Origin of the sequence: Salarchaeum japonicum (assembly GCF_049705945.1) — an archaeon.
In the GTDB taxonomy this organism is placed as follows: domain Archaea; phylum Halobacteriota; class Halobacteria; order Halobacteriales; family Halobacteriaceae; genus Salarchaeum; species Salarchaeum japonicum_A.
In genome coordinates this window covers 1,748,233-1,768,785 of record NZ_JBNAMV010000004.1, presented here as the reverse complement: position 1 = coordinate 1,768,785, position 20,553 = coordinate 1,748,233, and the positions used below count along the sequence as shown (strand labels likewise).

The window sequence follows — 20,553 nt, the reverse complement described above, 5'->3', positions numbered from 1 at the left end:
TCGCCCCTACCTCGGGTAATGTCTGACTGGACGGAGAAGTACCGCCCGTCGTCGCTCTCGGAGGTCCGGGGGAACGACAAGGCCCGGAACGCCCTGAAGGAGTGGGCGGAGACGTGGGGAGAGCACCGGGAGGCGGTTATCGTCCACGGGTCGCCTGGCGTGGGGAAGACGTCGGCGGCGCACGCGCTCGCGAGCGACATGGGCTGGGACACCATCGAGTTGAACGCGAGCGACAGCCGGACGAAGGACGTCATCGAGCGCGTCGCGGGGGAAGCGGCGAAGTCCGGGACGCTCACGGGCGGTTCGGGCGGACGGAAGCTCGTCATCATGGACGAGGCGGACAACATCCACGGGAACGCGGACCGCGGCGGCGCGCGGGCGGTGACGCGGCTGGTGAAGGAGGCGAGCCAGCCGATGGTGCTCATCGCGAACGAGTACTACGACATGTCGAACGGACTCCGGAACGCCTGTCAGGAGATCGAGTTCCGGGACGTGTCGCGGCGAAGCATCGTGCCCGTTCTGCGCGACATCTGTCGGCGGGAGGGTGTGGAGTACGAGGACGAGGCCTTGGACGCGCTCGCGCGGAAGAACGCGGGCGACTTGCGGTCGGCGGTGAACGACCTGCAGGCGCTCGCGGAGACGGACGAAGTATTCGAAGCCGAAGACGTGGTGACGGGCGACCGGGACACGACGGAGGGGATCTTCGACTTCCTGGACGGCGTCATCAAGAACAAGGGCGCACAGGAGTCCCTGCAGGCGGCGTACGACGTGGACGAGACGCCGGACGACCTCCTGAACTGGGTGGAGGACAACGTCTCGAAGGACTACACCGGCGCGGAGCTGGCGGACGCGTACGGCTTCCTGTCGAACGCCGACAAGTGGCTGGGGCGGGTGCGTGCGACCCAGAACTACTCGTACTGGCGGTACGCGACCGACAACATCGCCGCGGGTGTCGCGGCCGCGCGCCAGGGCGACCACGGCGGGTGGACGCGGTACGGGCCGCCCTCATACTGGTCGAAGCTCGGGAGTTCCCGCGGCACGCGCGAGAAGCGAGATTACGTCGCCCGCCACATCGCGGAGTCCGCGGGCGTGAGCATGTCGAGCGCGCGCCGGGAGCTGATTCCGTTCCTCGCGGCGATGACCCACCACTGTAAGAACCGCGAACTCACGGTGGCGATGACGGCCGCCTACGACCTGAACGAGGACCACGTCTCCTTTATCACGGGCAGCGGGAAGACCACGAACAAGGTCGAGTCCATCGTCGAGGACGCCCAGGAACTCCGGGAGGAACGCGCTGTCGAGCACTCGGGCGGCGCGTTCGAGGGGCAATCTGACCTCTCGGACGCGGACGGAACGGAGACGGAAGAGACGGGCGCGACCGATACGGACGGTGACGCGGAGGACGTGTTCGTCAACGAGGACGACAGCGAGGGGTCGGTGGACGAGGAGGAGGCGGACGACGCGCAGTCGGGATTGGAAGACTTCTTCTAGGGACCTAACTCGGTGGAGCGCACAGGAGGGGTATGCGCGCGGCAGTCCTGCGGGCGTACGGCGAACCGCTGAGTATCGAGGAGCGCGACCGGCCGTCGGCGGCCCCGCACGGGGTCGTGGTTGAGGTGGAGGCGTGCGGCGTGTGTCGGAGCGACTGGCACGCGTGGAAGGGCCACGGCGAGTGGGCGGACGACGACGTGCCGCTCGGTCAAGTCCTGGGTCACGAGCCAGCGGGCCGGGTGGTCGAGGTGGGTGAGCGGGTGTCGGAGTTCGCGGTGGGTGACGACGTGGCGGTGCCGTTCTGCCTCGGGGACGGGTCGTGTCCGCGGTGTCTGTCGGGGCACGGGAACCGCTGCGAAGACGGGTACGCGCTCGGGTTCGAGCCCGCGGTTCCGGGCGCGTTCGCGGAGTACGTCGCGGTTCCCCACGCGGACTACAACGCCACGCATCGCCCGGAGAGCGTGTCCGCACGCGCGGCGGCCGCGCTCGGCTGTCGGTTCATGACGGCGTTTCACGCGCTCGCGCACCGCGCGCCGCTCGCTCCGGGCGACTGGGTGGCTGTCCACGGTTGCGGCGGCGTCGGCCTGTCGGCGGTGCAGGTCGCAGACGCGCTCGGCGCGCGCGTCGTCGCGGTTGACGTCCGCGAGGAAGCGCTGGACGCCGCGGCGCGAATGGGTGCTGCGGAAACCGTGAACGCCGACGAATCGGACGTTCCCGCGGAGATTCGGCGGCGGGTCGGCGGCGCGCACGTGTCGCTGGACGCGCTCGGGAGCGCTGAGACGTGCCGGGCGTCCGTCGAGAGCCTTCGTTCCGGTGGGACGCACGTCCAACTCGGCCTCACGACGGACGCCGAGAAGGGCGAAGTGAGTCTCCCGACCGACTACATGACGCGACACGAACTCTCCTTCCTCGGGTCGCGCGGGATGTCGCCGACGAGCTACGACGAACTGTTCTCGCTCATCGACGCCGACAAAGTCGACCCGGACGCGCTCGTCACGCGCGAACTCTCCCTGGACGAGGTACCGGCGCGGCTGGCGGCGATGGACGACTACGGAACGAACGGCGTCGAAGTGGTGACGGAGTTCTAGACTTCGAGGAACTTGGAGAGGAACTGCTTCGCGCGGTCCGTCTCCGGGTTCTCGAAGAACTCCTCGGGCTGTGCTTCCTCGACTTTCTCGCCGTCGGCCATGAGGACGATGCGGTCGCCGACCTCGCGCGCGAACCCCATCTCGTGGGTGACGACGAGCATCGTCATTCCCTCGTCCGCGAGGTCGCGCATCACGGAGAGGACTTCCCCGACGAGTTCGGGGTCGAGCGCGCTCGTCACCTCGTCGAACAGCATCACGTGCGGCCGCATCGCGAGCGCTCGCGCGATGGCGACGCGCTGCTGTTGGCCGCCGCTGAGCTGGTGCGGATAGGAGTCGGCCTTCTGTTCGAGGCCGACGCGCTGCAGGAGGTCGCGCGCCGTCTGCTCGGCGTCGTCCGCGGCGATGCCCTTCACTTTCCGCGGGGCGAGCGTGACGTTCTGCAGGGCGGTCTTGTGCGGGAAGAGGTTGAACGACTGGAACACCATCCCGATGCGCTGACGGAGGAGATTGATGTCCGTCTCGGGGTCGGTGAGGGAGACGCCCTCTAAGCGAATTTCGCCCGATTGAATCTCCTCCAGGCGGTTCGTACACCGGAGGAGCGTTGACTTCCCGCTTCCAGAGGGGCCGACGACGACGACGACTTCGCCGTCCTCGACGTCGAGGTCGATGTCCTTGAGGACGTGGTTCTCGCCGAAGTACTTGTTCACGCCGTCGAAGACGAGTTGTGGGTCGCTCATTCGTTGTCACCTCCGGGGCTCGCGCGCCGCTCGAAGTACGTCACGACGTAGCTCAGCGGGAGCGTGAGGCAGAGGTAGGCGACGGCGACGAGCAGAATCGGCGTCCACGGGTCGAACGTCGTCGAGTAGACGTCCCGGAACTGACTGAGGAGTTCGGGGACGGCGATGACGGTGAGGAGTGAGGTGTCCTTGATGAGGATGACCTGGTCGTTCCCCATGGCGGGCAGGGCGTTCCGCCACGCCTGCGGGAGCACGACCTCGCGCATCGCGCCGATGTAGGACATGCCGAGCGAGCGCGCGGCCTCCATCTGGCCGTCCGGGACGGAGTTGATACCGCCGCGGATGGCTTCGCCGATGTACGCGCCGTGGTTGAGTGTCAGTCCGAGGATGGCGGCCGGTATCTCCCAGTTCTGGATGGGGAAGTCGGGGCCGCCGAACAGCGTCGGGATGCCGTAGTAGATGACGATGAGTTGGAACAGCAGTGGGGTTCCGCGGAAGAACTCGACGTAGCCGACCGTCACGCCCCGTGTGAGGGTGGAGCGCGAGATCCGGCCGAGTCCGACGAACACGCCGAGAATCACGGAGAGGACGCCGCCGACGACGAAGATGAACAGCACGAGGAGGTAGGCGTCGACGAACCGCGGGAAGATCGTTTCGAGGAGTCCGAGGTCGACGAGGGAGGCGATGCGGTAGAGGAGGTAGAGGACGGCGGCAGCGAACACTACCGCGACGACCTGTCCCGCGAGCCGGACGTTCCTGTCGGTCAGGAGACCCGTGTTCGTTTGGGGGTCGGTCTCGGAGAAGGCGTCGGCCATCGGGGGGTTAGCCCTCGAAGTACTCGTTGTAGATTTCGTCGTACGTTCCGTTCTCGCGGATGGTGGCGAGCGCCTCGTTGACTTGTTCGCGGAGGTCGTCGTCGTCCTGACGGAACGCGATGCCGTACTCCTCGACGGTGAGCGTCAGGTAGGGCGGCGCGTTCTTCCCCTGTTCGACGGCGGCGCCGTCGCCCTCGACGAACCGGAGTTGGTCCTCGTTCTGGGAGATGTACTGGGCGTTGACGGTGTTGTCGTTGATGATGGCGTCGACCTGATTGTTCAGGATGGCGTTGAACGCGTCCGCGATGAGGTCGTACTGCTTGATGTCGAGGTCGCCGCCGAACTCCTCCTTGAGTTCCGCGGCCGCCGTGGAGCCGGTCGTTCCCTTCTGGACGCCGATGGTCGTGCCACGGAGGTCTTCCTTCGTGGTCACGTCGCTGTTCTGGGGGACGACGATGGTCTGGTACGCGGTGAAGTAGGGGTCGGAGAAGTCGACTTTCTCCGCGCGCGTGTCGTTAATCGTCATCGCGGACATGATGACGCGGAAGTTCCCGTTGTTCAGCGCGCTGATGATGCCGTCGAACGCGGTCTGATTGAACTCCGGCGTCATTTCGAGCTGTTCGCCGAACACGGCCGCGGCGATGTCCACGTCGAACCCGACGAGCGTGCCGTCGGCTTCCCGGTATTCGAACGGCGGGTAGGGGATGTCGCTCCCGATCTGGATGGTGTCTTCGCCGCTGCCGCCGAACCCGAGACAGCCTGCGAGTCCGAGGGTCGCGGCGCCCGCGGCGGTTCCTTTGAGGTACGTGCGTCTGCTAGTTCCGTCCATACGACCTTCATTAAACGGCATCACGTATAAACTGTTTACCCATACCGCAACGTTCACTCGGCGGTCGAGCGGGCGCGACCCCCGCTGGTGGCGGTGCGCGCGGCGATGCCGGCGGCGGCGAGCGCGAGCGCGGCGGCAGCGTACGCGGCGACTTCGACGGGTGTCGTGACGAGTACCAGTCCGACGGTGAGCGCGGTTTCGCCGAGGTAGAAGCCGACGGCGGCGCCGGCGGCGGTGCGGGCGCGCGTCGAGAGCTCGCCGGTGTTCCAGCAGAGCGCGGCGAGCAGCGCGGCGAACCCGAGGAGTGCGGCGAAGTGGTAGAGCGTCTGAACGGTCGCGGTGTAGGTGAGGAGGAGGTCACGGACGAGCAGGAGATGCGCGAGAAACGCGCCCGCGCCGACCGCGAGCGCGGTTCGTGGCGCGTTCGAACTGATGCGGCCGTCGCGCTGGTACGCCCACGCGGTCGCGGCGACCAGCGCGGAGAAGATGGCGAACGCGGCGATGAAGTGAAGCGACTGGACGGACGGCGTGTACCCGCCCTCGACGAGGCCGGCGAAGGTGACGGTGGTGCCGCCGAGGACGACCTGAAGCGGCAGGAGGACGAGGGCTGTCCAGCCGGCGCGGCTCGCGTTCGTGCCGGGGAAGCGGTGCTGGAGGACGAGCGCGTTCCCGAAGATGACGAACCCGACCGCCATCGCGACGAACCGGTGGAACCACTCGATGAACTGGGGGAGCGTGAGGCCAAACGGGGAGAGCTGGCCGGCGCAACCGGGATACGTCTCGTTGCAGGTCGCGCCCGCGCCGACGGCGGCCGTGTAGAGGCCGAGCAGGAGGAGGAAGAACGTCACGCCGGTGGTGGCGAGCGCGATCTCCGGGGCGTGGTCGTCCAGCCACGCGACGGCCCGTCGATGGAAAGCCATAGTCGGGTGTTCTGCGGCGTCCTACTTAGGGACACAGGTCCTGTCTTCGTCGTCTGTCGAATTGGTCTTCGACGGGTTCGGGTAGTTTTTTGGCGTTCGGTGTCGGGGGTTCGGTATGGGACTCGACGAGGACGCCTTAGACTACCACCGTGAAGACCCGCCGGGGAAGATAGAGATATCGACGACGAAGCCGACGAACACGCAGCGCGACCTCTCGCTCGCGTACTCGCCCGGGGTCGCCGCGCCCTGTGAGCGAATCGCGGAGAACCCCGACGACGCCTACCAGTACACGGCGAAGGGGAACCTCGTCGGCGTCGTGTCGAACGGGTCGGCCGTTCTCGGCCTCGGTGACATCGGCGCGCAGGCGTCAAAGCCCGTAATGGAGGGGAAGGGCGTGCTGTTCAAGCGGTTCGCGGACATCGACGTGTTCGACATCGAACTCGACCAGCAGGACGCAGAAGACATCGTCACGTCGGTGTCGGCGATGGAACCGACGTTCGGCGGCATCAATCTGGAGGACATCAAGGCCCCAGAGTGCTTCGTCATCGAGAACCGCCTCCGGGAGGAGATGGACATTCCCGTGTTCCACGACGACCAGCACGGGACGGCCATCATCTCGGGCGCGGCGCTCCTGAACGCCGCCGACATCTCCGGGAAGGACCTCGAAGACGTGGAGGTCGTGTTCTCGGGCGCGGGCGCGTCCGCAATCGCGAGCGCCCGGTTCTACGTCTCGCTCGGCGTCCGGAAGGAGAACATCACGATGTGTGACTCCTCGGGACCTATCACGCCCGACCGCGAGGACGTAAACGAGTACAAGCAGGAGTTCGCGCGGGAGACCGACGCCGACGACCTCGCGGGCGCGATGGAGGGCGCGGACGTATTCGTCGGGCTCAGCGTCGGCGGTATCGTGAGCGAGGAGATGGTGCAGTCGATGGCGGAGGACCCCATCATCTTCGCGATGGCGAATCCAGACCCCGAAATCGGGTACGTCGAGGCGAAGACCGCGCGCGACGACACGGTCATCATGGCGACCGGGCGGTCGGACTACCCGAACATGGTGAACAACGTGCTCGGGTTCCCGTTCATCTTCCGGGGCGCGCTCGACGTGCGCGCGACCGACATCAACGAGGAGATGAAAGTCGCGGCCGCGGAGGCGCTCGCCGACCTCGCGCGCCAAGACGTGCCGGACGCGGTCGTGAAGGCGTACGGCGACCAGCCGCTGCAGTTCGGCGCGGAGTACATCATTCCGAAGCCGCTCGACCCCCGCGTGCTGTTCGAGGTCGCGCCCGCGGTCGCGGACGCCGCGATGGAGACCGGGGTCGCCCGGCAGTCCGTCGACCTCGAGGAGTACCGCGAGCGCCTCGAAGCCCGCCTCGGCAAGTCGCGGGAGATGATGCGGGTCGTCCTGAACAAGGCGAAGAGCGACCCGAAGCGCGTCGCGCTCGCCGAGGGCGACAACGAGAAGATGATTCGCGCGGCCTACCAGCTCCAAGAGGAAGGCATCGCGGAACCCGTGCTCCTGGGCGACCGGAACACCATCGAGGGAACGGTGAGCGGGCTCGGCCTGGACTTCGACCCGGACATCGTGGACCCGGACGAGGGCGACCACGACGCGTACGCGGACCGGCTCCACGAACTCCGCAAGCGCAAGGGCGTGACGCGGAGCGAGGCCGGCGAACTCGTCGCGAAGGACTCGAACTACCTCGGGAGCGTGATGGTTGAGGAGGGCGACGCGGACGCTCTCCTCACCGGCCTCACCCACCACTATCCGAGCGCGCTCAAGCCGCCGCTCCAGGTCATCGGCACGGCTCCGGACGCGGACTACGTCGCGGGCGTCTACATGCTGACGTTCAAGAACCGCGTCGTGTTCGCCGCGGACACCACGGTGAACCAGGACCCCTCGAAGGAAGTGCTGGCCGAGGTCGCAGAACACACCGCGAACCTCGCGCGCCGCTTCAACGTCGACCCGCGCGTCGCGATGCTCTCCTACTCGAACTTCGGGAGCGTCGACACCGAGGGCACGCGGAAGGTCCGTGACGCCGCGGCGTCGCTGCGGGAGGACCCCGATATCGACTTCCCGGTGGACGGCGAGATGCAGGCCGACACCGCCGTCGTCGAAGACATCCTCTCCGGGACGTACGACTTCGCCGACCTCGACGAGGCCGCGAACGTCCTCATCTTCCCGAACCTCGAAGCCGGAAACATCGGGTACAAACTCCTCCAGCGCCTCGGCGGCGCGGACGCCATCGGCCCGATGCTCGTCGGGATGGACGAACCCGTCCATGTCCTCCAGCGGGGCGACGAAGTCAAGGACATCGTGAACCTCGCGGGCGTCGCCGTCGTCGACGCACAAGAAGAATAATCACCGTCCGAGCGCGCCAGAGGCGCGCTCGGCTTTTTCCCTCCAGGTTTTTGCAGTGAGTGGGTCGCGATAGCGACCCCGAACTGGAAAAAGGTGGTCGTGGACCTCGCGGGCGTCGCCGTCGTCGACGCGCAAGAAGAATAGCGGCCGGTTCCGTTTTTCGTCGCTCGTTTTTCCGGTATTTTAGCGATTCGCGCGGCTCGGCGGCGGAATCTGTGGTTCGGGTTCGTCGAGGCCGGGGAGGAGGCACTTCGGGGGTTCGTCGTTGACGTGGGCGTACTGGTCGGGGGCGTTCGCGAGGACGTGCGCGGGGTTCCGGCCGCTCGGGAGGCTGGCGGCGCGGAGTTCGGTGAAGGAGGCGACGCGTGCGCGGATGCCGCGCCAGTGGTGGCCGACCGTTGACGGCACGGACACGTCGCGGAGCGGCCGGTAGTCGGGGCCTTTCGCGGCGAGCGCGGCGAGGTTGACGTTCGCCGCGACCTCGTCGTGGTCGACGAGCACGCCGACGCGAGCGTCGCGGGGGGCGCGTGCGGCGAGCACGTCGAGGCCGAGGTGGAGCGCGCGGTACTCCGCGACGTTGTTGTCGGGGACTTGGTCGGGGACGGCGAGGCGGGCGACGCGCTCGCCGCTCCGGGATTCGATGATGACGCCGAGACCGCCCGTTCCGTCCACGTAGGACCCGTCGGTGGCGACGTAGAAGTCTCGGTGATGGGTGTGTGGCGGATGGGCGATGTGAGGGGTCGGCGCGTCGTCGAAGAGTGTTCTGAGGCTGGAGCGCCCGGCGTGCGCCATGTTTCGTGATTGACTCGGTGAGACTTAAACTGTGCGCCGGTAGGGGCGACAGCACAGCCTATATATGCGTTCACGTGTGAGAATTGGGTATGACAGGTAGTGACGAACATAGTTCGACGAGTCGGCGGACGTTCCTGACCGGCGTCGGTGGCGCGGCCGTGACCGCTGCGCTCGCCGGCTGTCAGGGCGGTGGAGACACGACCACGGAGACGACGACGTCCGGGACGACACAGGGAACGACGCAGACGACGAGCGGGAGCCAAGAGTTCCCCGTGACCATCACGCAGGGCCAGATGCCGACGACGCTCGACCCCCAGGACCACCGGTCGACGCCGACGGACAACGTCGTGCTGCACACGTACGAGGGCCTGCTCTCTCGGACGCGCACGGGCCAGATGCAGGCGCAGCTCGCGACCGACTGGGAGCGCGTGGAGGACGGTCGCGTTCGCTTCCAGATTCGGGACGGCCCGACGTTCCACAGCGGGAACGACCTCACGCCCGGTGACGTGGCGTACTCCATCAACCGCATCGTCGACCCCGATGTCGGCATCAACAGCCCGCAGTCGGACCAGCTTGCGGGCGTGACGGGCGCGGAAGTCGTCGACGGCGAGCGTGCGGTCGACGTGATGTCTGACGGCCTGAATCCCGCGGTGTTCTCCCTGTTCGCCTCGTACGGCGACGTGATGGAGCAGGCGTGGGTGGAGGATAACGACGCCGACTACATCGCCACCCACATGAACGGTACGGGGCCGTTCGAGTTCAGTAACTACGAGCAGGGCGTGCAGGTCGTCCTCGAACGCTTCGACGACTACTGGCAGGAACCCGCGTCGATTTCTGAGCTGACGTTCAACTCGGCGAGCGAGTCCAGCACGCGCGTGAATCAGCTTCTCGCGGGTGAGACGGACGTGGTCGTGAACGTGCCGCCGCAGGACATCTCGCGCGTGCAGAACGGTGAGGACACCCGCATCGACGCGGTGTCGAGTTCGCGCGTCCTCTACAACGGGATGCGGTACGACGTGGAGCCGTTCGACTCCGTTGAGTTCCGGAAGGCCATGAACTACGCGGTGGACCTCGACGCAATCATCGAAAGCGTGCTCGACACGTTCGGGGACGCGACGAGTCAGCCGACCCTCCAAGGGTTCGTCGGGTACAACGAGGAGCTGAGTCCGTACCCCTACGACCCCGACCAGGCCGAGCAGCTCGTGGAGGACAGCGGGTACGCGGGCGCGGAGATCGAACTCCACAGTCCGGTCGGCCGCTACCTGAAGGACGTGGAGATCGCGCAGGCGGTCGTGAACCAGATCGACGAACTACCGAACGTCTCCGCGAGCCTGAACCAGCGCGAGTTCGCGTCGCTCGCGGGCGAACTCACGGACGGCGATATCACGACGAGTCCGCACTGGTACCTCATCGGCTGGGGGAACGCGACGTTCGACGCGAGCCAGACGCTGATTCCGCTCCTGACGAGCGACGGCGCGCTCACGTCGTACAAGAACGACGAGTTCGACTCGCTCATCGAGCAGGCGCAGAGCGAGTCCGACACCGAGCAGCGCCGGGAATACCTCGAACAGGCGAACGCGCACGCGAACGAGCAGGCGCCCTGGATCTTCCTGAACCGCCAGTACAGCGTGTACGGCGTGTCCCAGCGGATCTCGTGGCGGGCGCGTCGTGACGAGCGTATCGACGCGTACGCGATGAGTCAGACGTAACTCCTCCGTCATGTCTTTCGCTCGCTTCATCTCGAAACGGATACTGCAGGGTATCCTCGTCATCTGGGGCGTGGTGACGGTGGTGTTCCTCCTGCGGTATCTGACGCCGGGTAACCCGGTGTCGTTCATCGCGCCGCTCGACGCGGGGCCGGAGCTCCGGGCGCGTATCGCCGCGGAGCTCGGGCTGAACCAACCGATATACACCCAGTACTGGAACTACCTCACGGGCGTGATGCAGGGCGACTTCGGGCAGTCGTACATCGTCGCGAAGGGACTGCCCGTGTCGGATGTCGTGTTCGGTCGGTTACCGGCGACAATCGAGATGGCGGTCGCGGCGTCCGTCGTCGCTATCGTGCTCTCGATTCCGCTCGGCGTCATCAGCGCGACGAACCGCCACGAGCCGAGCGACTACGCGGCGACGACGTTCTCGCTGGTCGGTATCAGCACGCCGAACTTCTGGCTCGGTATCATGCTCGTGCTCGTGATGGCGATCCAGCTCGACCAGCTCACGGGCGCGTGGGCGTGGCTGGGCTGGTTCAGCCCGCCGACGAGCGGGATGGCGCGCTACCAAGGGAGTCCCGTGCTGTTCTACGACGGCCTGCGGTACCTGCTGTCCGGGAACACAGCGCCGATGATAGAGTGGTTCCAGCACATGACGCTTCCGGCGATAACGCTGGGAACGTACTTCACGGCACTCATCACGCGGCTCACGCGGAGCGGGATGCTGGACGAACTCGGGCAGGCGTACGTGCAGGCGCTCCGGGCGAAGGGGCTGCCGGAGACGCGGACGCGCTACCGGCACGTGCTCAAGAACACGCTCATCCCCATCATCACGGTGCTCGGCCTGCAGTTGGGGACGCTCATCGGCGGCGCGGTCATCACGGAGAGCGTGTTCGACTGGCCGGGCCTCGGGTCGCTCCTCATCGACGCCATCAATCGGCGTGACTGGACAGTCATTCAGGGGTCGCTCATCGTCATCGGCTGCGGTTTCGTCCTCATCAACATCCTCGTCGACGCGCTGTACGCGTACGTCAACCCCCAGGTGGTGAACGACTAATGAGTCTCCTCAGTGATTTCTTCGACTGGCTGTTCGGCGGCATCGCCGCGGTGCTCGGGAAGGCGGCGTCGCCGCGGACGATTCGGAACCTCAAGTCCGAACTGTCGCGGAGTCTGCTCGCGAAACTCGGCGTGGCGTTGCTCGTCGTTATCGTCCTCGCAGCGGTGTTCGCGCCGTTCATCGCGCCGAACAACCCACAGGTACAGCACTTGAACCAGACGCACCTGCCGCCGCTCGGGTTCAGCGCGGCGACGACGCAGACGACCTCCGAGGTGGTGAACGGCTCCGTCACTGTCGTGGAGAAGACCGTGTGGGTGAATTCGACAGCGGAGTATCCGCTCGGCACGAACTCGCTCGGCCAGGGGATGTTCTCGCGGGCGCTCTACGGCGCGCGTGTGAGTCTGCTCGTCGGACTGCTCGGGTCCGGTATCGCCGCGTTCGTCGGCGTGGCAATCGGGCTGTCCGCGGGCTACTTCGGCGGGAAGGTGGACGACGCGCTGATGCGGAGCGCGGACGTAATGCTCGCGTTCCCGTCGCTCGTGCTCGCAGTCGCGCTCGTCGGCCTGTTCGGCAAGCAAGGAATCGCCGTGCACGACCCGTTCGTCGCGCTCGGCCTCGCGCCGGGGATGCCGGCGACGTTCAAGATACCGGGAACAGTCATATTGGTGGTCGCGCTCGTGAACTGGGTGTGGTTCGCGCGGGTCGCGCGCGGCGAAGCGCTCACGCTCGTCGACCAAGAGTACGTGAAGGCGGCGCGCAGCGTCGGCGCGAGCAACTTCCGCATCCTCCGCTCGCACGTCCTGCCGAACGCCATCACGCCCATTCTCGTGCTGGCGACGATTCAGGTCGCGGCTATCATCCTCCTCGAATCCTCGCTGTCCTTCCTCGGGTTCTCGGGCACCACGCTCTCGTGGGGTTTCGACATCTCGCAGGGACGACAGTACCTCGCGACCTCGTGGTGGATTTCGACCGTGCCGGGACTCGCTATCGTCCTCTCAGTGATCGGAATCAACCTCATCGGGGACTGGCTCCGGGACGCCCTCGACCCAGGTATCGAGGGGGAGGGAGGTGTCTGAGATGACGGACGTGCTTCGCGTCGAGGGTCTCTCGACGCGGTTCTTCACGGAGCAGGGCCAGGTGAACGCCGTCGAGGACGTGAGTTTCACCATCGAGAGCGGGGAAGTGTTCGGCGTCGTCGGCGAGTCGGGGAGCGGGAAGTCCGTCACCGCGCTCTCCATCGTCGACCTCGTCGAGAACCCCGGCAAGGTGACGGACGGCGAAATCTGGTACCGGCACCCCGACCTCGCCGAGCGCGCACGCGAGGACTACGCTGAGGAGGTGGTGGACGGCGAGTACGTCGACCTCCTCCAGTTGCCGGAACGGGAGCGGCGCGCGCTCCGCGGCCCGGACTTCGGGATGATCTTCCAGGACCCGATGAGTAGCCTCAATCCCTCCGTGACGGTTGGCGAGCAGATCGCGGAGGCGGTGGAGGTGCAGCGGCGCGCGGAGGCGAACCCGCGCGCCACTCGGTCGCGGACGCAGGGCTACGGGCTCGGCTCGCTGTTCGCGGACGCGTTGTTGCCGACGAAGAACTACGTCTCCGAGGCGTCGCGGGCGCGCGCTATCGAACTTCTTGACCTCGTGGGGATTCCGGACCCCGAGGAGCGCTACGAGGAACATCCCCACCAGTTCAGCGGTGGAATGTTGCAGCGCGCGATGGTCGCGATGGCGCTCGCGGGCGAACCGGACGTGCTCATCGCTGACGAACCGACCACGGCGCTCGACGTGACGATTCAGGCGCAAATCCTCGACCTCCTCAAGGAGTTGCAGGAGGAGCGCGGAATGAGCGTGATGCTCATCACGCACAACCTCGGCGTCATCGCGCGGATGGCGGACCGGGTCGGCGTGATGTACGCGGGCGAAATCGCGGAGCGCGGAACGCTCGCGGACGTGTTCGAGGAGTACACGCATCCGTACACGGCGGGGCTTCTCGGGAGTATTCCCGACCTGGACGACCCCGCGCCGCGACTGAACCCCATCGAGGGGAACGTCCCCAGTCTGCTTGACGAGGAGATGGGGAGCGGGTGTTACTTCGCGGACCGCTGTCCGAAGGCAATGGAGGAATGCCTGGAGAAACCGCCGGAGTTCGCGTGCGAGAGCGGGAGCGACGAGCACGCGGCGAAGTGCTACCTCGCGGACCACGAGTACGACGAGGCGCGTGCGCTCCCGGACGACTACTTCACGGGTGATAGCGATGAGTGAGACGTTACTCTCGGTCGACGATTTGGAGAAGTACTACTACGAGCGGGACAGCCTCCTCGACACCGTGCTTCGGCGGGAGCCGGACGCGGTGCAGGCCGTCGACGGCGTGTCGTTCGACGTCGAGGAAGGGGAGACGCTCGGATTGGTCGGCGAATCGGGTTGCGGGAAGTCCACGACTGGTGAGACCGTGCTGCGGCTTCGCGAACCCACCGGCGGGACGGTGGAGTTCGACAGCGCGAACGTCGGAGAGATGAAAGGCGAGGAGATGAAGGAGTTCCGGCGGCGCGCCGGCATCGTCTTCCAGGACCCGTTCGCGAGCCTCGACCCCCGGATGACCATCGGCCAAATCGTGCGAGAGCCCTTGGACGTACACAACGTGTCGGGGGCGGACGAGCGCGTGCGCGAACTCCTAGAGCGCGTGGGGCTGTCCGCGGACCAGTTCGACCGCTATCCCCACGAGTTCTCGGGCGGGCAGCGCCAGCGCGTCGGCATCGCTCGCGCGCTCGCGCTGGAACCCGACTTTCTCGTGCTGGACGAACCCGTGTCGGCGCTCGACGTGAGCGTGCAGGCACAGATACTGAACCTCCTCGAAGACCTGCAGGAGGAACTCGGCTTGACGTACCTGTTCATCGCGCACGACCTCTCCGTCGTCCGCCACATCTGCGATAGGGTCGCCGTGATGTACCTCGGCGAAATCGTGGAGACGGGTGACGTGGACGGTATCTTCGAGAACCCACGGCATCCGTACACGCAGGCGTTGCTGGAGAGCGTGCCGCGCGCGGACACCCAAGAGTCCGAGCGCGAGGTGCGGACGCTGAGCGGGGACGTGCCGTCGCCGCGGAACCCGCCGTCGGGGTGTCGGTTCCGTACGCGGTGTCCGCACGTCATCCCGCCCGACGGCCTCGACATCGACCAGGAGGCGTTCCGGTCTGTGATGGACCTGCGTGACCGCTTGGAGCGCGGGGACTTCGGTCCCGATGACGTAGACTCTCCCGACGAGTGGACGGAGCACGTGTCGGCTGAGTTGTCCGGGCGTGCGCGCGACGCCGTGGAGGACGCGTTCGAGTCGCTCGCGGCGGGCGGCGGTGACGCGGCCCGCGAGCGGTTGCGGGAGACGTTCCAGACCGTGTGCGAGACGGACGCGCCCGAGCTCGGCGAGGGCGAGCAGCCCGCGGCCTGCCATCTGGACGACCCCGCAACCACTACGTAGCGGGGCCGTCTCACTCCGGGTATGACGCTGCTCGTGCGCGACGTGATGACGGCGGACGTAGAGACGGTTGACGCCGACGACGAGGTCGCTGAAGTCCTCGGGAAGCTCTCTCGACGGAAGTTCAACGGGTTTCCCGTCCTGGAGGACGGCGAACTCGTGGGCGTGGTGACCCAGCGGGACTTCGTGGACTTGTTCGAGCCGAGCGACCGCACGCTCTGGATTCCCATCGGCCTCCCGCCGTTCCTGGAGACGGTGGAGTACGCGTTCGACCTGTCGTGGGACGAGCTCGACGCGGAGCTCGATCTGGCGGCGGCCGCCGGGAAAGCAGTCCGCGAGGTGATGACGCGGGATGTGGAGACGGTGTCGCCGGACGCGTCTATCGACGACGTGCTCGACATCCTCGCGACGGACGACCCGAACGTGAACCGCGTGCCCGTGCTGGACGACGGCGACCTCGTGGGCATCATCACACGCGAGGACGTGGTGCGCGCGCTCCGCGACGAGCGCGCATCGAAACCCTAACCGTCCCGTCGGTTCGACTCTCGGTGTGTCCCGGTATCGGAACCTCTCGTTGTTTCTCGTGCTCGCCGCGGCGTGGGGGGCGGCGTTCATGGCTATCAAGGCCGGATTGAGTTACTTTCCGCCCGTGTTGTTCGCGGCGCTCCGGTACGACGTCGCCGGGGTGTTGATGCTCGCGTACGCGGGGTACGCGACCGACCACCTGCTTCCGGAGGGGCGGCGGGAGTGGCTGGCGGTCTGGGTTGGCGCGGTGTTCCTCATCGCGGGCTATCACGCGCTGTTGTTCGTCGGGGAGACGAGTCCGGACGTGACGAGCGCGTCCGCCGCGGTGGTCGTGAGCCTGAGTCCCGTGCTGACCACGGGGTTTTCGCGGGTGTTCCTGCCGGAGGAACGCCTCGCGCCCGCGGGCCTGCTCGGATTGGTGCTCGGATTGGTGGGCGTGGTGGTGCTCGCCGACCCGGGGAGCGCGGCGTTCGAGTCCGGCGTGCTCGGCGAGGCGCTGGTGTTCGGCGCGGCGGCGTGCTTCGCGTTGGGGAGCGTGCTCACGACCTACTTGGACGCCGACCTCCCCATCGAGACGATGGAGGCGTGGTCGATGCTGCTCGGCGCGCTCCTCATGCACATCGTGAGTCTGGGTCTCGGGGAGCCGCTGGCGGTGGACTGGACCTGGGAGGCCGTGGCGGCGCTCGCCTACCTCTCGCTCGTCGCGAGCGCGCTCGGCTTCCTCATCTACTTCGACCTCCTCGACAGGCTCGGCCCCATCGAAATCAACCTCGTGTCGTACGTCGCGCCCGTGTTCGCCGCCGTATCGGGGTTCCTCGTGCTCGGTGAAGCGTTGGACGCGACGACCGCCGCCGGGTTCGCCGTCATCTTCCTCGGGTTCTGCCTCCTGAAACGCGAGGCGATACAAGACGAAATCGGGTCGTGGCGAGTGTGACGCGCCCACGCCCCTAGCCAACAGATACCGTATTTAAACGAATTTTCTCCGATTCTGCACAAAGCATTTACGCGGCCTGAGGCGGCCGTCTAGCAGTCGCCCGCGATGGTGAAACACACAAAGCATTTAATGGAGGCTACGTAAAGAGTGAGTGTACCCCTACCCATGTGCGTCAGCGAGTACGCAGCGAGCCGAAAGCCGACGTGCGACCCCTAGAAACAAACTATGACAGGAAACAATAAGATTCGCGGCGTGCTCCTCAGCGCGCTGATGGTCATGTCTGTGTTCGCAGGCGCAGTTGCCTTCACGGGTGCTGTTTCTGCAGAGCAGACGAGTGGCTCTATCAGTGCCGTTGACGACGCGCCCAGTGCAGCCACAAGCCACGAGGTCAACATCACCATTGGGTCTGACCTCGATGGTGATTCGCTGAACCGCATCCAGATTGACTACGGCACAAGCGCATTCGACCTAAGTAGCGTCGATAACGTTAACGACATTACGTTCGCTGAGCTCAACGGTAGCGACATCACTGCGAACGTTAGTACCGTTAACGTCGACAACGGCCAGACGCTTCAGGTCGACTTCGGCAGTGGTGTTAACCTCAACGAAGGCGACGTACTGAACGTCACAGTCAACAACGTCACGAACGCTGACAGCAGTGGCGACTACGAGACGCGTGTTGACGTTAACCCGCAGACGGACCCCAACACGTACGCGACACCGACCCTTTCCATCGGTGTGTCCTCAAGCGATCAGGAGGTCACCGTCTCGCAGGGCCCGGTTGAGTTCAACTCCCCGAGCGAAAGCAAGCACTTCGTCGAACTCGTGACGGAGGAAGGCACTAACTTCTCAAGTGAGCTCGGAGACGGTGACTTCACCGTTTACGACCGTAACGGCAACGAAGTGACGACTGCCACGAAGTCCACCACCTACACGAACGACGACGGTCGTCTCGTCATCGACGTTGGTAAGAACCTGAACGACGGTGCGAAGCTCGAGCTCTTCGGCACGAACCACACCATCACCGCGACGTCTACAACCCTCGAAGAGGGTGAAGGCGACGGTATCGCCTACAAAGGTGAGAAGGTCGCTGTCGTCAACCTCAGCTCGACGAACGTTCCGTTCGAGCTCTCCGGTAGCGACGACGGCTTCCTCACGTCCCGTTCGACTGGCACGAACAGCTTCGTCGCTGTCCTCGGTACGAGCGACCGGAGTACGAGCCAGGACTACACGGTTACGTTCACTAACACGAGCGTCAAGAGTAACCTCACGCTCCGCAACCTCGGTCTGAGCGCGTCGCTCGGTAGCAACTCGGTCACGACCGACGAGACCGTCGACGTGACGGCCTCCTCAAACGTTGCGGGTCGTAACGTTGAGGTTCAGTTCCTGAACTCTGATGGTGACGTTGTTCAGACGAACACCACCACCATCGACAGTGACACCACCGTCACTGAATCCCTCGGAGTGCCGAGCACTACCGGTAACTACTCTGTTCAGGTTCTCGACATCCAGACCGGCATCATTGCGGAAGCCGGTACACTTACCGTCAACGAACAGACGGCTGGTTCCATCGACTTCGCCGGTGATGCGAGTTACTCGGTGAACCAGGGCGGTATTGTCGAGATTCCGGTCGAGTTCACTGGTGAAGCCACAAAGGCCACGGTCGTCATCGGTGACGAAGACGAATCCGGCTACCAAGCAAACGTCACGGTCACCGACGGCGGTGACAAAGACGGTACTGTCACGATCCTGTTCAACACGTACGAGGCTGGTAATTCGACGAGCCTCGCGGACACGGTCAGCGTGAAGAACAGCGACGACGACAGTATCAGCACGGACAGCCAGACGAAGCTCAGTAACCTCCTCGACACGGGAAGTTACAACCTCTACGCGACGAACGGTGGCAGCGTCTCCGACGCACTCACGTCCCCGGACACGGTCGGTTCCATCTCCATCACGGAGCGTTCGACCAACGGCGTGAAGACTTGGACTGCACCGAGCGGCGCTTCCCTTAGCGACGCCAGCGACGTCCAGAGTCTCCTCGCGTCCGGTTCGCTCACGGAAGACAGCTCCATCGTGACGAGCGACTACGTCGTTCACCAGATTTCGGCGACCGGCCTCGGTGGCCTCGTCGACTCGAAGAATGACCTCCAGACTGCGTTCACGTCTGGTGCGCTCGAACTTACGGTCAAGCAGACCAATCCTGACAAGAACCGCGTCGGTAAGGTTCTGAACGTGTCTGCATCTACGGGTAACACCACGTTCATCGCGGACGCGGACAACAACACGTACTACGTTGCGTTCAAGCCGGACAAGGTTACGTGGGAACGCGGCCTTGGCGGTGACCCCGCATCCGTGAAAGCGGGAGACAACTTCAACGTCACGGCGACTGTTACTGACGACCGCCTCCTCCGTGGTGGCGACAATCAGTCCGTCATGACGTCCTTCAGCACCGTTTCGGGCTCGGTGTCCTACGCACAGGACCCGGTGAACGTCACGGCGACGTCGAACGTCTCCATCTCCGGTTCGTCCACGTACGCACCGGGTACGACGCTCAACGTCATCATCCAGTCGACGTCTGACTCGGAGCCGCCCTTCTACAAGAAGATGAAGGTGACGGTCCAGCCCGACGATTCGTGGACTGCAACCGGCTACGACCTCACCACGCCGAGCGGCATCAACGCTGGAGACACGTTCACTGTCTCGAACAGCCTGACCAGCTCGACGGCGTCCGGTAACGTTGTCGAGGCACAGACCACGACGACGAGTACGACGTCTACGACGAGTACGACGTCCACGACGTCCACGACGACGAGTACGACCACCACGTCGACGACTACCACGACGACCGCCGCTCCGTCCACGACGACGACGGAGGAAGGTTCGTCCGGTAGCACGCCTGGCTTCGGTGTCGGACTCGCGCTCGTCGCGGTCCTCGGCGCTGCGCTCCTCGCGCTCCGCCGCGACAACTAAAATAACGACTGACCGCCGGTAGCGGTCATACGCGGCATTTCTCTTTGTTTTCACTCGCGTAGTGGCGACGCAGTGCAGCCGAATGCTTTTACGCGATACCGGTGTATTCAGGGGTATGAGCGTGTATCGAGAGATTCGACTCGTCGAGGAAGGAGACGGGCGGTGGGCTGCGACGGACGAAGCGGCAGGAGTGACGGTTCGCGCGGACTCGCGAAGTGACGCTCTCTCCGAACTCGACGGCGTTCTCGCGGAGCGACGTGCTCGTGACGACGCGACGCCGCTCGGGAGTCGGCTGCGTGGGATGGCGGACGACATCGACCCGGACGCAGTCGAGGACGTGCGAGACGTGCGGGAACACGTATGAGGGTGTTTCTCGATACGAACGTGTTCATCGCGGCCGTTGCGGACGAAGCGACGCACGGTGCGTCCGCGGTCGAGATTCTGGATAGCGAGCACGAGCTAGTGAATTCTCTACTGAACGTGATGGAGCTACGGGCGGTACTCACGAAGAAGCACGCAGTCGAAGCGAAACGAGCACGAGAAATAGAAGACGAGGTACGGAGCGGAATCGAAGTGGTTGTCCCGGATTCGGAGGACGTACTCGACGCGAACGAACTACAGCAGGAGACACTCCTGTATCCGATGGACTGTCTGATTCTCGCGTGTGCTGAGGGGTGTGGTGCGACACTCGTCTCGTTCGACAACGAACTCGTGGAAAACAGAGCAATCGAGCCGGCGGACGTGGTATCGTAAAAGATAGTCCATAATCGGTCACACGCGGCATTCTTCCTTTGTTTTCACTCGGGTAGTGACGACGCTGTCGCGGCGTTGTTGATTTCGCTGTGTGCGTGT

At 65.3% G+C, this 20,553-nt stretch carries 18 protein-coding genes; 13 read left to right on the top strand and 5 right to left on the bottom strand.

The annotated features are described in order from the left end of the window. The first annotated feature begins 18 nt into the window (after positions 1 to 18). Both ACOZ4O_RS11350 and ACOZ4O_RS11345 read left to right on the top strand, forming a co-directional pair. Positions 19 to 1,491, top strand: a complete 1,473-nt coding sequence (locus ACOZ4O_RS11350; RefSeq protein WP_424525421.1) for a replication factor C large subunit — start codon at positions 19 to 21, stop codon at positions 1,489 to 1,491. A gap of 32 nt (positions 1,492 to 1,523) precedes the next feature. Continuing rightward, positions 1,524 to 2,579 carry a zinc-dependent alcohol dehydrogenase family protein gene (locus tag ACOZ4O_RS11345; protein WP_424525420.1) on the top strand — a complete coding sequence of 352 codons (1,056 nt, stop codon included), beginning with the start codon at positions 1,524 to 1,526 and terminating at the stop codon, positions 2,577 to 2,579. On the opposite strand, the gene ACOZ4O_RS11340 is transcribed toward ACOZ4O_RS11345, so the two are convergent. From ACOZ4O_RS11340 to ACOZ4O_RS11325, 4 genes are read right to left on the bottom strand one after another with little or no spacing between them, the layout of a single operon-like run. Beyond that, positions 2,576 to 3,316, bottom strand: coding sequence for an amino acid ABC transporter ATP-binding protein (locus tag ACOZ4O_RS11340; RefSeq protein ID WP_424525419.1), 741 nt, complete (start codon positions 3,314 to 3,316; stop codon positions 2,576 to 2,578). The genes ACOZ4O_RS11345 and ACOZ4O_RS11340 overlap by 4 nt on opposite strands. Further along, positions 3,313 to 4,131 carry an amino acid ABC transporter permease gene (locus tag ACOZ4O_RS11335; RefSeq protein WP_424525418.1) on the bottom strand — a complete coding sequence of 273 codons (819 nt, stop codon included), beginning with the start codon at positions 4,129 to 4,131 and terminating at the stop codon, positions 3,313 to 3,315. The genes ACOZ4O_RS11340 and ACOZ4O_RS11335 overlap by 4 nt, the downstream gene beginning before the upstream one ends. A 7-nt stretch (positions 4,132 to 4,138) precedes the next feature. Beyond that, positions 4,139 to 4,960 (bottom strand): basic amino acid ABC transporter substrate-binding protein, encoded by an 822-nt coding sequence (locus tag ACOZ4O_RS11330; protein WP_424525417.1) that lies wholly within the window; start codon positions 4,958 to 4,960, stop codon positions 4,139 to 4,141. 53 nt (positions 4,961 to 5,013) lie between these two features. After that, positions 5,014 to 5,880, bottom strand: a complete 867-nt coding sequence (locus ACOZ4O_RS11325; RefSeq protein ID WP_424525416.1) for a COX15/CtaA family protein — start codon at positions 5,878 to 5,880, stop codon at positions 5,014 to 5,016. 115 nt (positions 5,881 to 5,995) lie between these two features. Between ACOZ4O_RS11325 and ACOZ4O_RS11320 the strand changes: the two genes are divergently transcribed. Then, positions 5,996 to 8,242 (top strand): NADP-dependent malic enzyme, encoded by a 2,247-nt coding sequence (locus ACOZ4O_RS11320; protein ID WP_424525415.1) that lies wholly within the window; start codon positions 5,996 to 5,998, stop codon positions 8,240 to 8,242. 183 nt (positions 8,243 to 8,425) lie between these two features. On the opposite strand, the gene ACOZ4O_RS11315 is transcribed toward ACOZ4O_RS11320, so the two are convergent. After that, positions 8,426 to 9,034, bottom strand: coding sequence for a ribonuclease H (locus tag ACOZ4O_RS11315; RefSeq protein ID WP_424525414.1), 609 nt, complete (start codon positions 9,032 to 9,034; stop codon positions 8,426 to 8,428). Positions 9,035 to 9,123: 89 nt separating this feature from the next. On the opposite strand from ACOZ4O_RS11315, the gene ACOZ4O_RS11310 reads away from it, so the two are divergent. The 10 genes from ACOZ4O_RS11310 (at position 9,124) to ACOZ4O_RS11265 (ending at position 20,454) form a co-directional block, all read left to right on the top strand. Further along, on the top strand, positions 9,124 to 10,743 hold the full coding sequence (locus ACOZ4O_RS11310; protein ID WP_424525413.1) for an ABC transporter substrate-binding protein: 1,620 nt from the start codon (positions 9,124 to 9,126) through the stop codon (positions 10,741 to 10,743). 10 nt (positions 10,744 to 10,753) lie between these two features. Beyond that, positions 10,754 to 11,800 carry an ABC transporter permease gene (locus ACOZ4O_RS11305; RefSeq protein ID WP_424525412.1) on the top strand — a complete coding sequence of 349 codons (1,047 nt, stop codon included), beginning with the start codon at positions 10,754 to 10,756 and terminating at the stop codon, positions 11,798 to 11,800. Beyond that, positions 11,800 to 12,876: an ABC transporter permease gene (locus ACOZ4O_RS11300; RefSeq protein WP_424525411.1), complete on the top strand. Its 1,077-nt coding sequence runs from the start codon at positions 11,800 to 11,802 to the stop codon at positions 12,874 to 12,876. Before ACOZ4O_RS11305 ends, ACOZ4O_RS11300 begins: the two co-directional genes overlap by 1 nt. Position 12,877: 1 nt before the next feature. After that, complete coding sequence (locus ACOZ4O_RS11295) at positions 12,878 to 14,062, top strand: ABC transporter ATP-binding protein (protein WP_424525410.1); 1,185 nt, start codon at positions 12,878 to 12,880, stop codon at positions 14,060 to 14,062. After that, the gene (locus tag ACOZ4O_RS11290) at positions 14,055 to 15,272 is read left to right on the top strand and encodes an ABC transporter ATP-binding protein (protein WP_424525409.1); all 1,218 of its coding nucleotides are present in this window, start codon (positions 14,055 to 14,057) and stop codon (positions 15,270 to 15,272) included. The genes ACOZ4O_RS11295 and ACOZ4O_RS11290 overlap by 8 nt, the downstream gene beginning before the upstream one ends. Positions 15,273 to 15,293: 21 nt before the next feature. After that, positions 15,294 to 15,794 carry an HPP family protein gene (locus ACOZ4O_RS11285; RefSeq protein ID WP_424525408.1) on the top strand — a complete coding sequence of 167 codons (501 nt, stop codon included), beginning with the start codon at positions 15,294 to 15,296 and terminating at the stop codon, positions 15,792 to 15,794. A gap of 25 nt (positions 15,795 to 15,819) precedes the next feature. Next, the gene (locus ACOZ4O_RS11280) at positions 15,820 to 16,728 is read left to right on the top strand and encodes a DMT family transporter (RefSeq protein ID WP_424525407.1); all 909 of its coding nucleotides are present in this window, start codon (positions 15,820 to 15,822) and stop codon (positions 16,726 to 16,728) included. A 225-nt stretch (positions 16,729 to 16,953) separates the two neighbouring features. Next, on the top strand, positions 16,954 to 19,701 hold the full coding sequence (locus tag ACOZ4O_RS11275; RefSeq protein WP_424525406.1) for a BGTF surface domain-containing protein: 2,748 nt from the start codon (positions 16,954 to 16,956) through the stop codon (positions 19,699 to 19,701). Between the two features lie 115 nt (positions 19,702 to 19,816). After that, entirely contained in the window at positions 19,817 to 20,065 is a 249-nt protein-coding gene (locus ACOZ4O_RS11270) for a type II toxin-antitoxin system HicB family antitoxin (protein WP_424525405.1), read from the top strand. Further along, positions 20,062 to 20,454: a type II toxin-antitoxin system VapC family toxin gene (locus ACOZ4O_RS11265; protein ID WP_424525404.1), complete on the top strand. Its 393-nt coding sequence runs from the start codon at positions 20,062 to 20,064 to the stop codon at positions 20,452 to 20,454. The genes ACOZ4O_RS11270 and ACOZ4O_RS11265 overlap by 4 nt, the downstream gene beginning before the upstream one ends. Positions 20,455 to 20,553 lie beyond the last annotated feature (99 nt).

Coding starts and splice junctions, on each gene's coding strand:
- ACOZ4O_RS11350 (WP_424525421.1), top strand. CDS start 19: ATGTCTGACTGGACGGAGAAGTACCGCCCGTCGTCGCTCTCGGAGGTC.
- ACOZ4O_RS11345 (WP_424525420.1), top strand. CDS start 1,524: ATGCGCGCGGCAGTCCTGCGGGCGTACGGCGAACCGCTGAGTATCGAG.
- ACOZ4O_RS11340 (WP_424525419.1), bottom strand. CDS start 3,316: ATGAGCGACCCACAACTCGTCTTCGACGGCGTGAACAAGTACTTCGGC.
- ACOZ4O_RS11335 (WP_424525418.1), bottom strand. CDS start 4,131: ATGGCCGACGCCTTCTCCGAGACCGACCCCCAAACGAACACGGGTCTC.
- ACOZ4O_RS11330 (WP_424525417.1), bottom strand. CDS start 4,960: ATGGACGGAACTAGCAGACGCACGTACCTCAAAGGAACCGCCGCGGGC.
- ACOZ4O_RS11325 (WP_424525416.1), bottom strand. CDS start 5,880: ATGGCTTTCCATCGACGGGCCGTCGCGTGGCTGGACGACCACGCCCCG.
- ACOZ4O_RS11320 (WP_424525415.1), top strand. CDS start 5,996: ATGGGACTCGACGAGGACGCCTTAGACTACCACCGTGAAGACCCGCCG.
- ACOZ4O_RS11315 (WP_424525414.1), bottom strand. CDS start 9,034: ATGGCGCACGCCGGGCGCTCCAGCCTCAGAACACTCTTCGACGACGCG.
- ACOZ4O_RS11310 (WP_424525413.1), top strand. CDS start 9,124: ATGACAGGTAGTGACGAACATAGTTCGACGAGTCGGCGGACGTTCCTG.
- ACOZ4O_RS11305 (WP_424525412.1), top strand. CDS start 10,754: ATGTCTTTCGCTCGCTTCATCTCGAAACGGATACTGCAGGGTATCCTC.
- ACOZ4O_RS11300 (WP_424525411.1), top strand. CDS start 11,800: ATGAGTCTCCTCAGTGATTTCTTCGACTGGCTGTTCGGCGGCATCGCC.
- ACOZ4O_RS11295 (WP_424525410.1), top strand. CDS start 12,878: ATGACGGACGTGCTTCGCGTCGAGGGTCTCTCGACGCGGTTCTTCACG.
- ACOZ4O_RS11290 (WP_424525409.1), top strand. CDS start 14,055: ATGAGTGAGACGTTACTCTCGGTCGACGATTTGGAGAAGTACTACTAC.
- ACOZ4O_RS11285 (WP_424525408.1), top strand. CDS start 15,294: ATGACGCTGCTCGTGCGCGACGTGATGACGGCGGACGTAGAGACGGTT.
- ACOZ4O_RS11275 (WP_424525406.1), top strand. CDS start 16,954: ATGACAGGAAACAATAAGATTCGCGGCGTGCTCCTCAGCGCGCTGATG.
- ACOZ4O_RS11270 (WP_424525405.1), top strand. CDS start 19,817: ATGAGCGTGTATCGAGAGATTCGACTCGTCGAGGAAGGAGACGGGCGG.
- ACOZ4O_RS11265 (WP_424525404.1), top strand. CDS start 20,062: ATGAGGGTGTTTCTCGATACGAACGTGTTCATCGCGGCCGTTGCGGAC.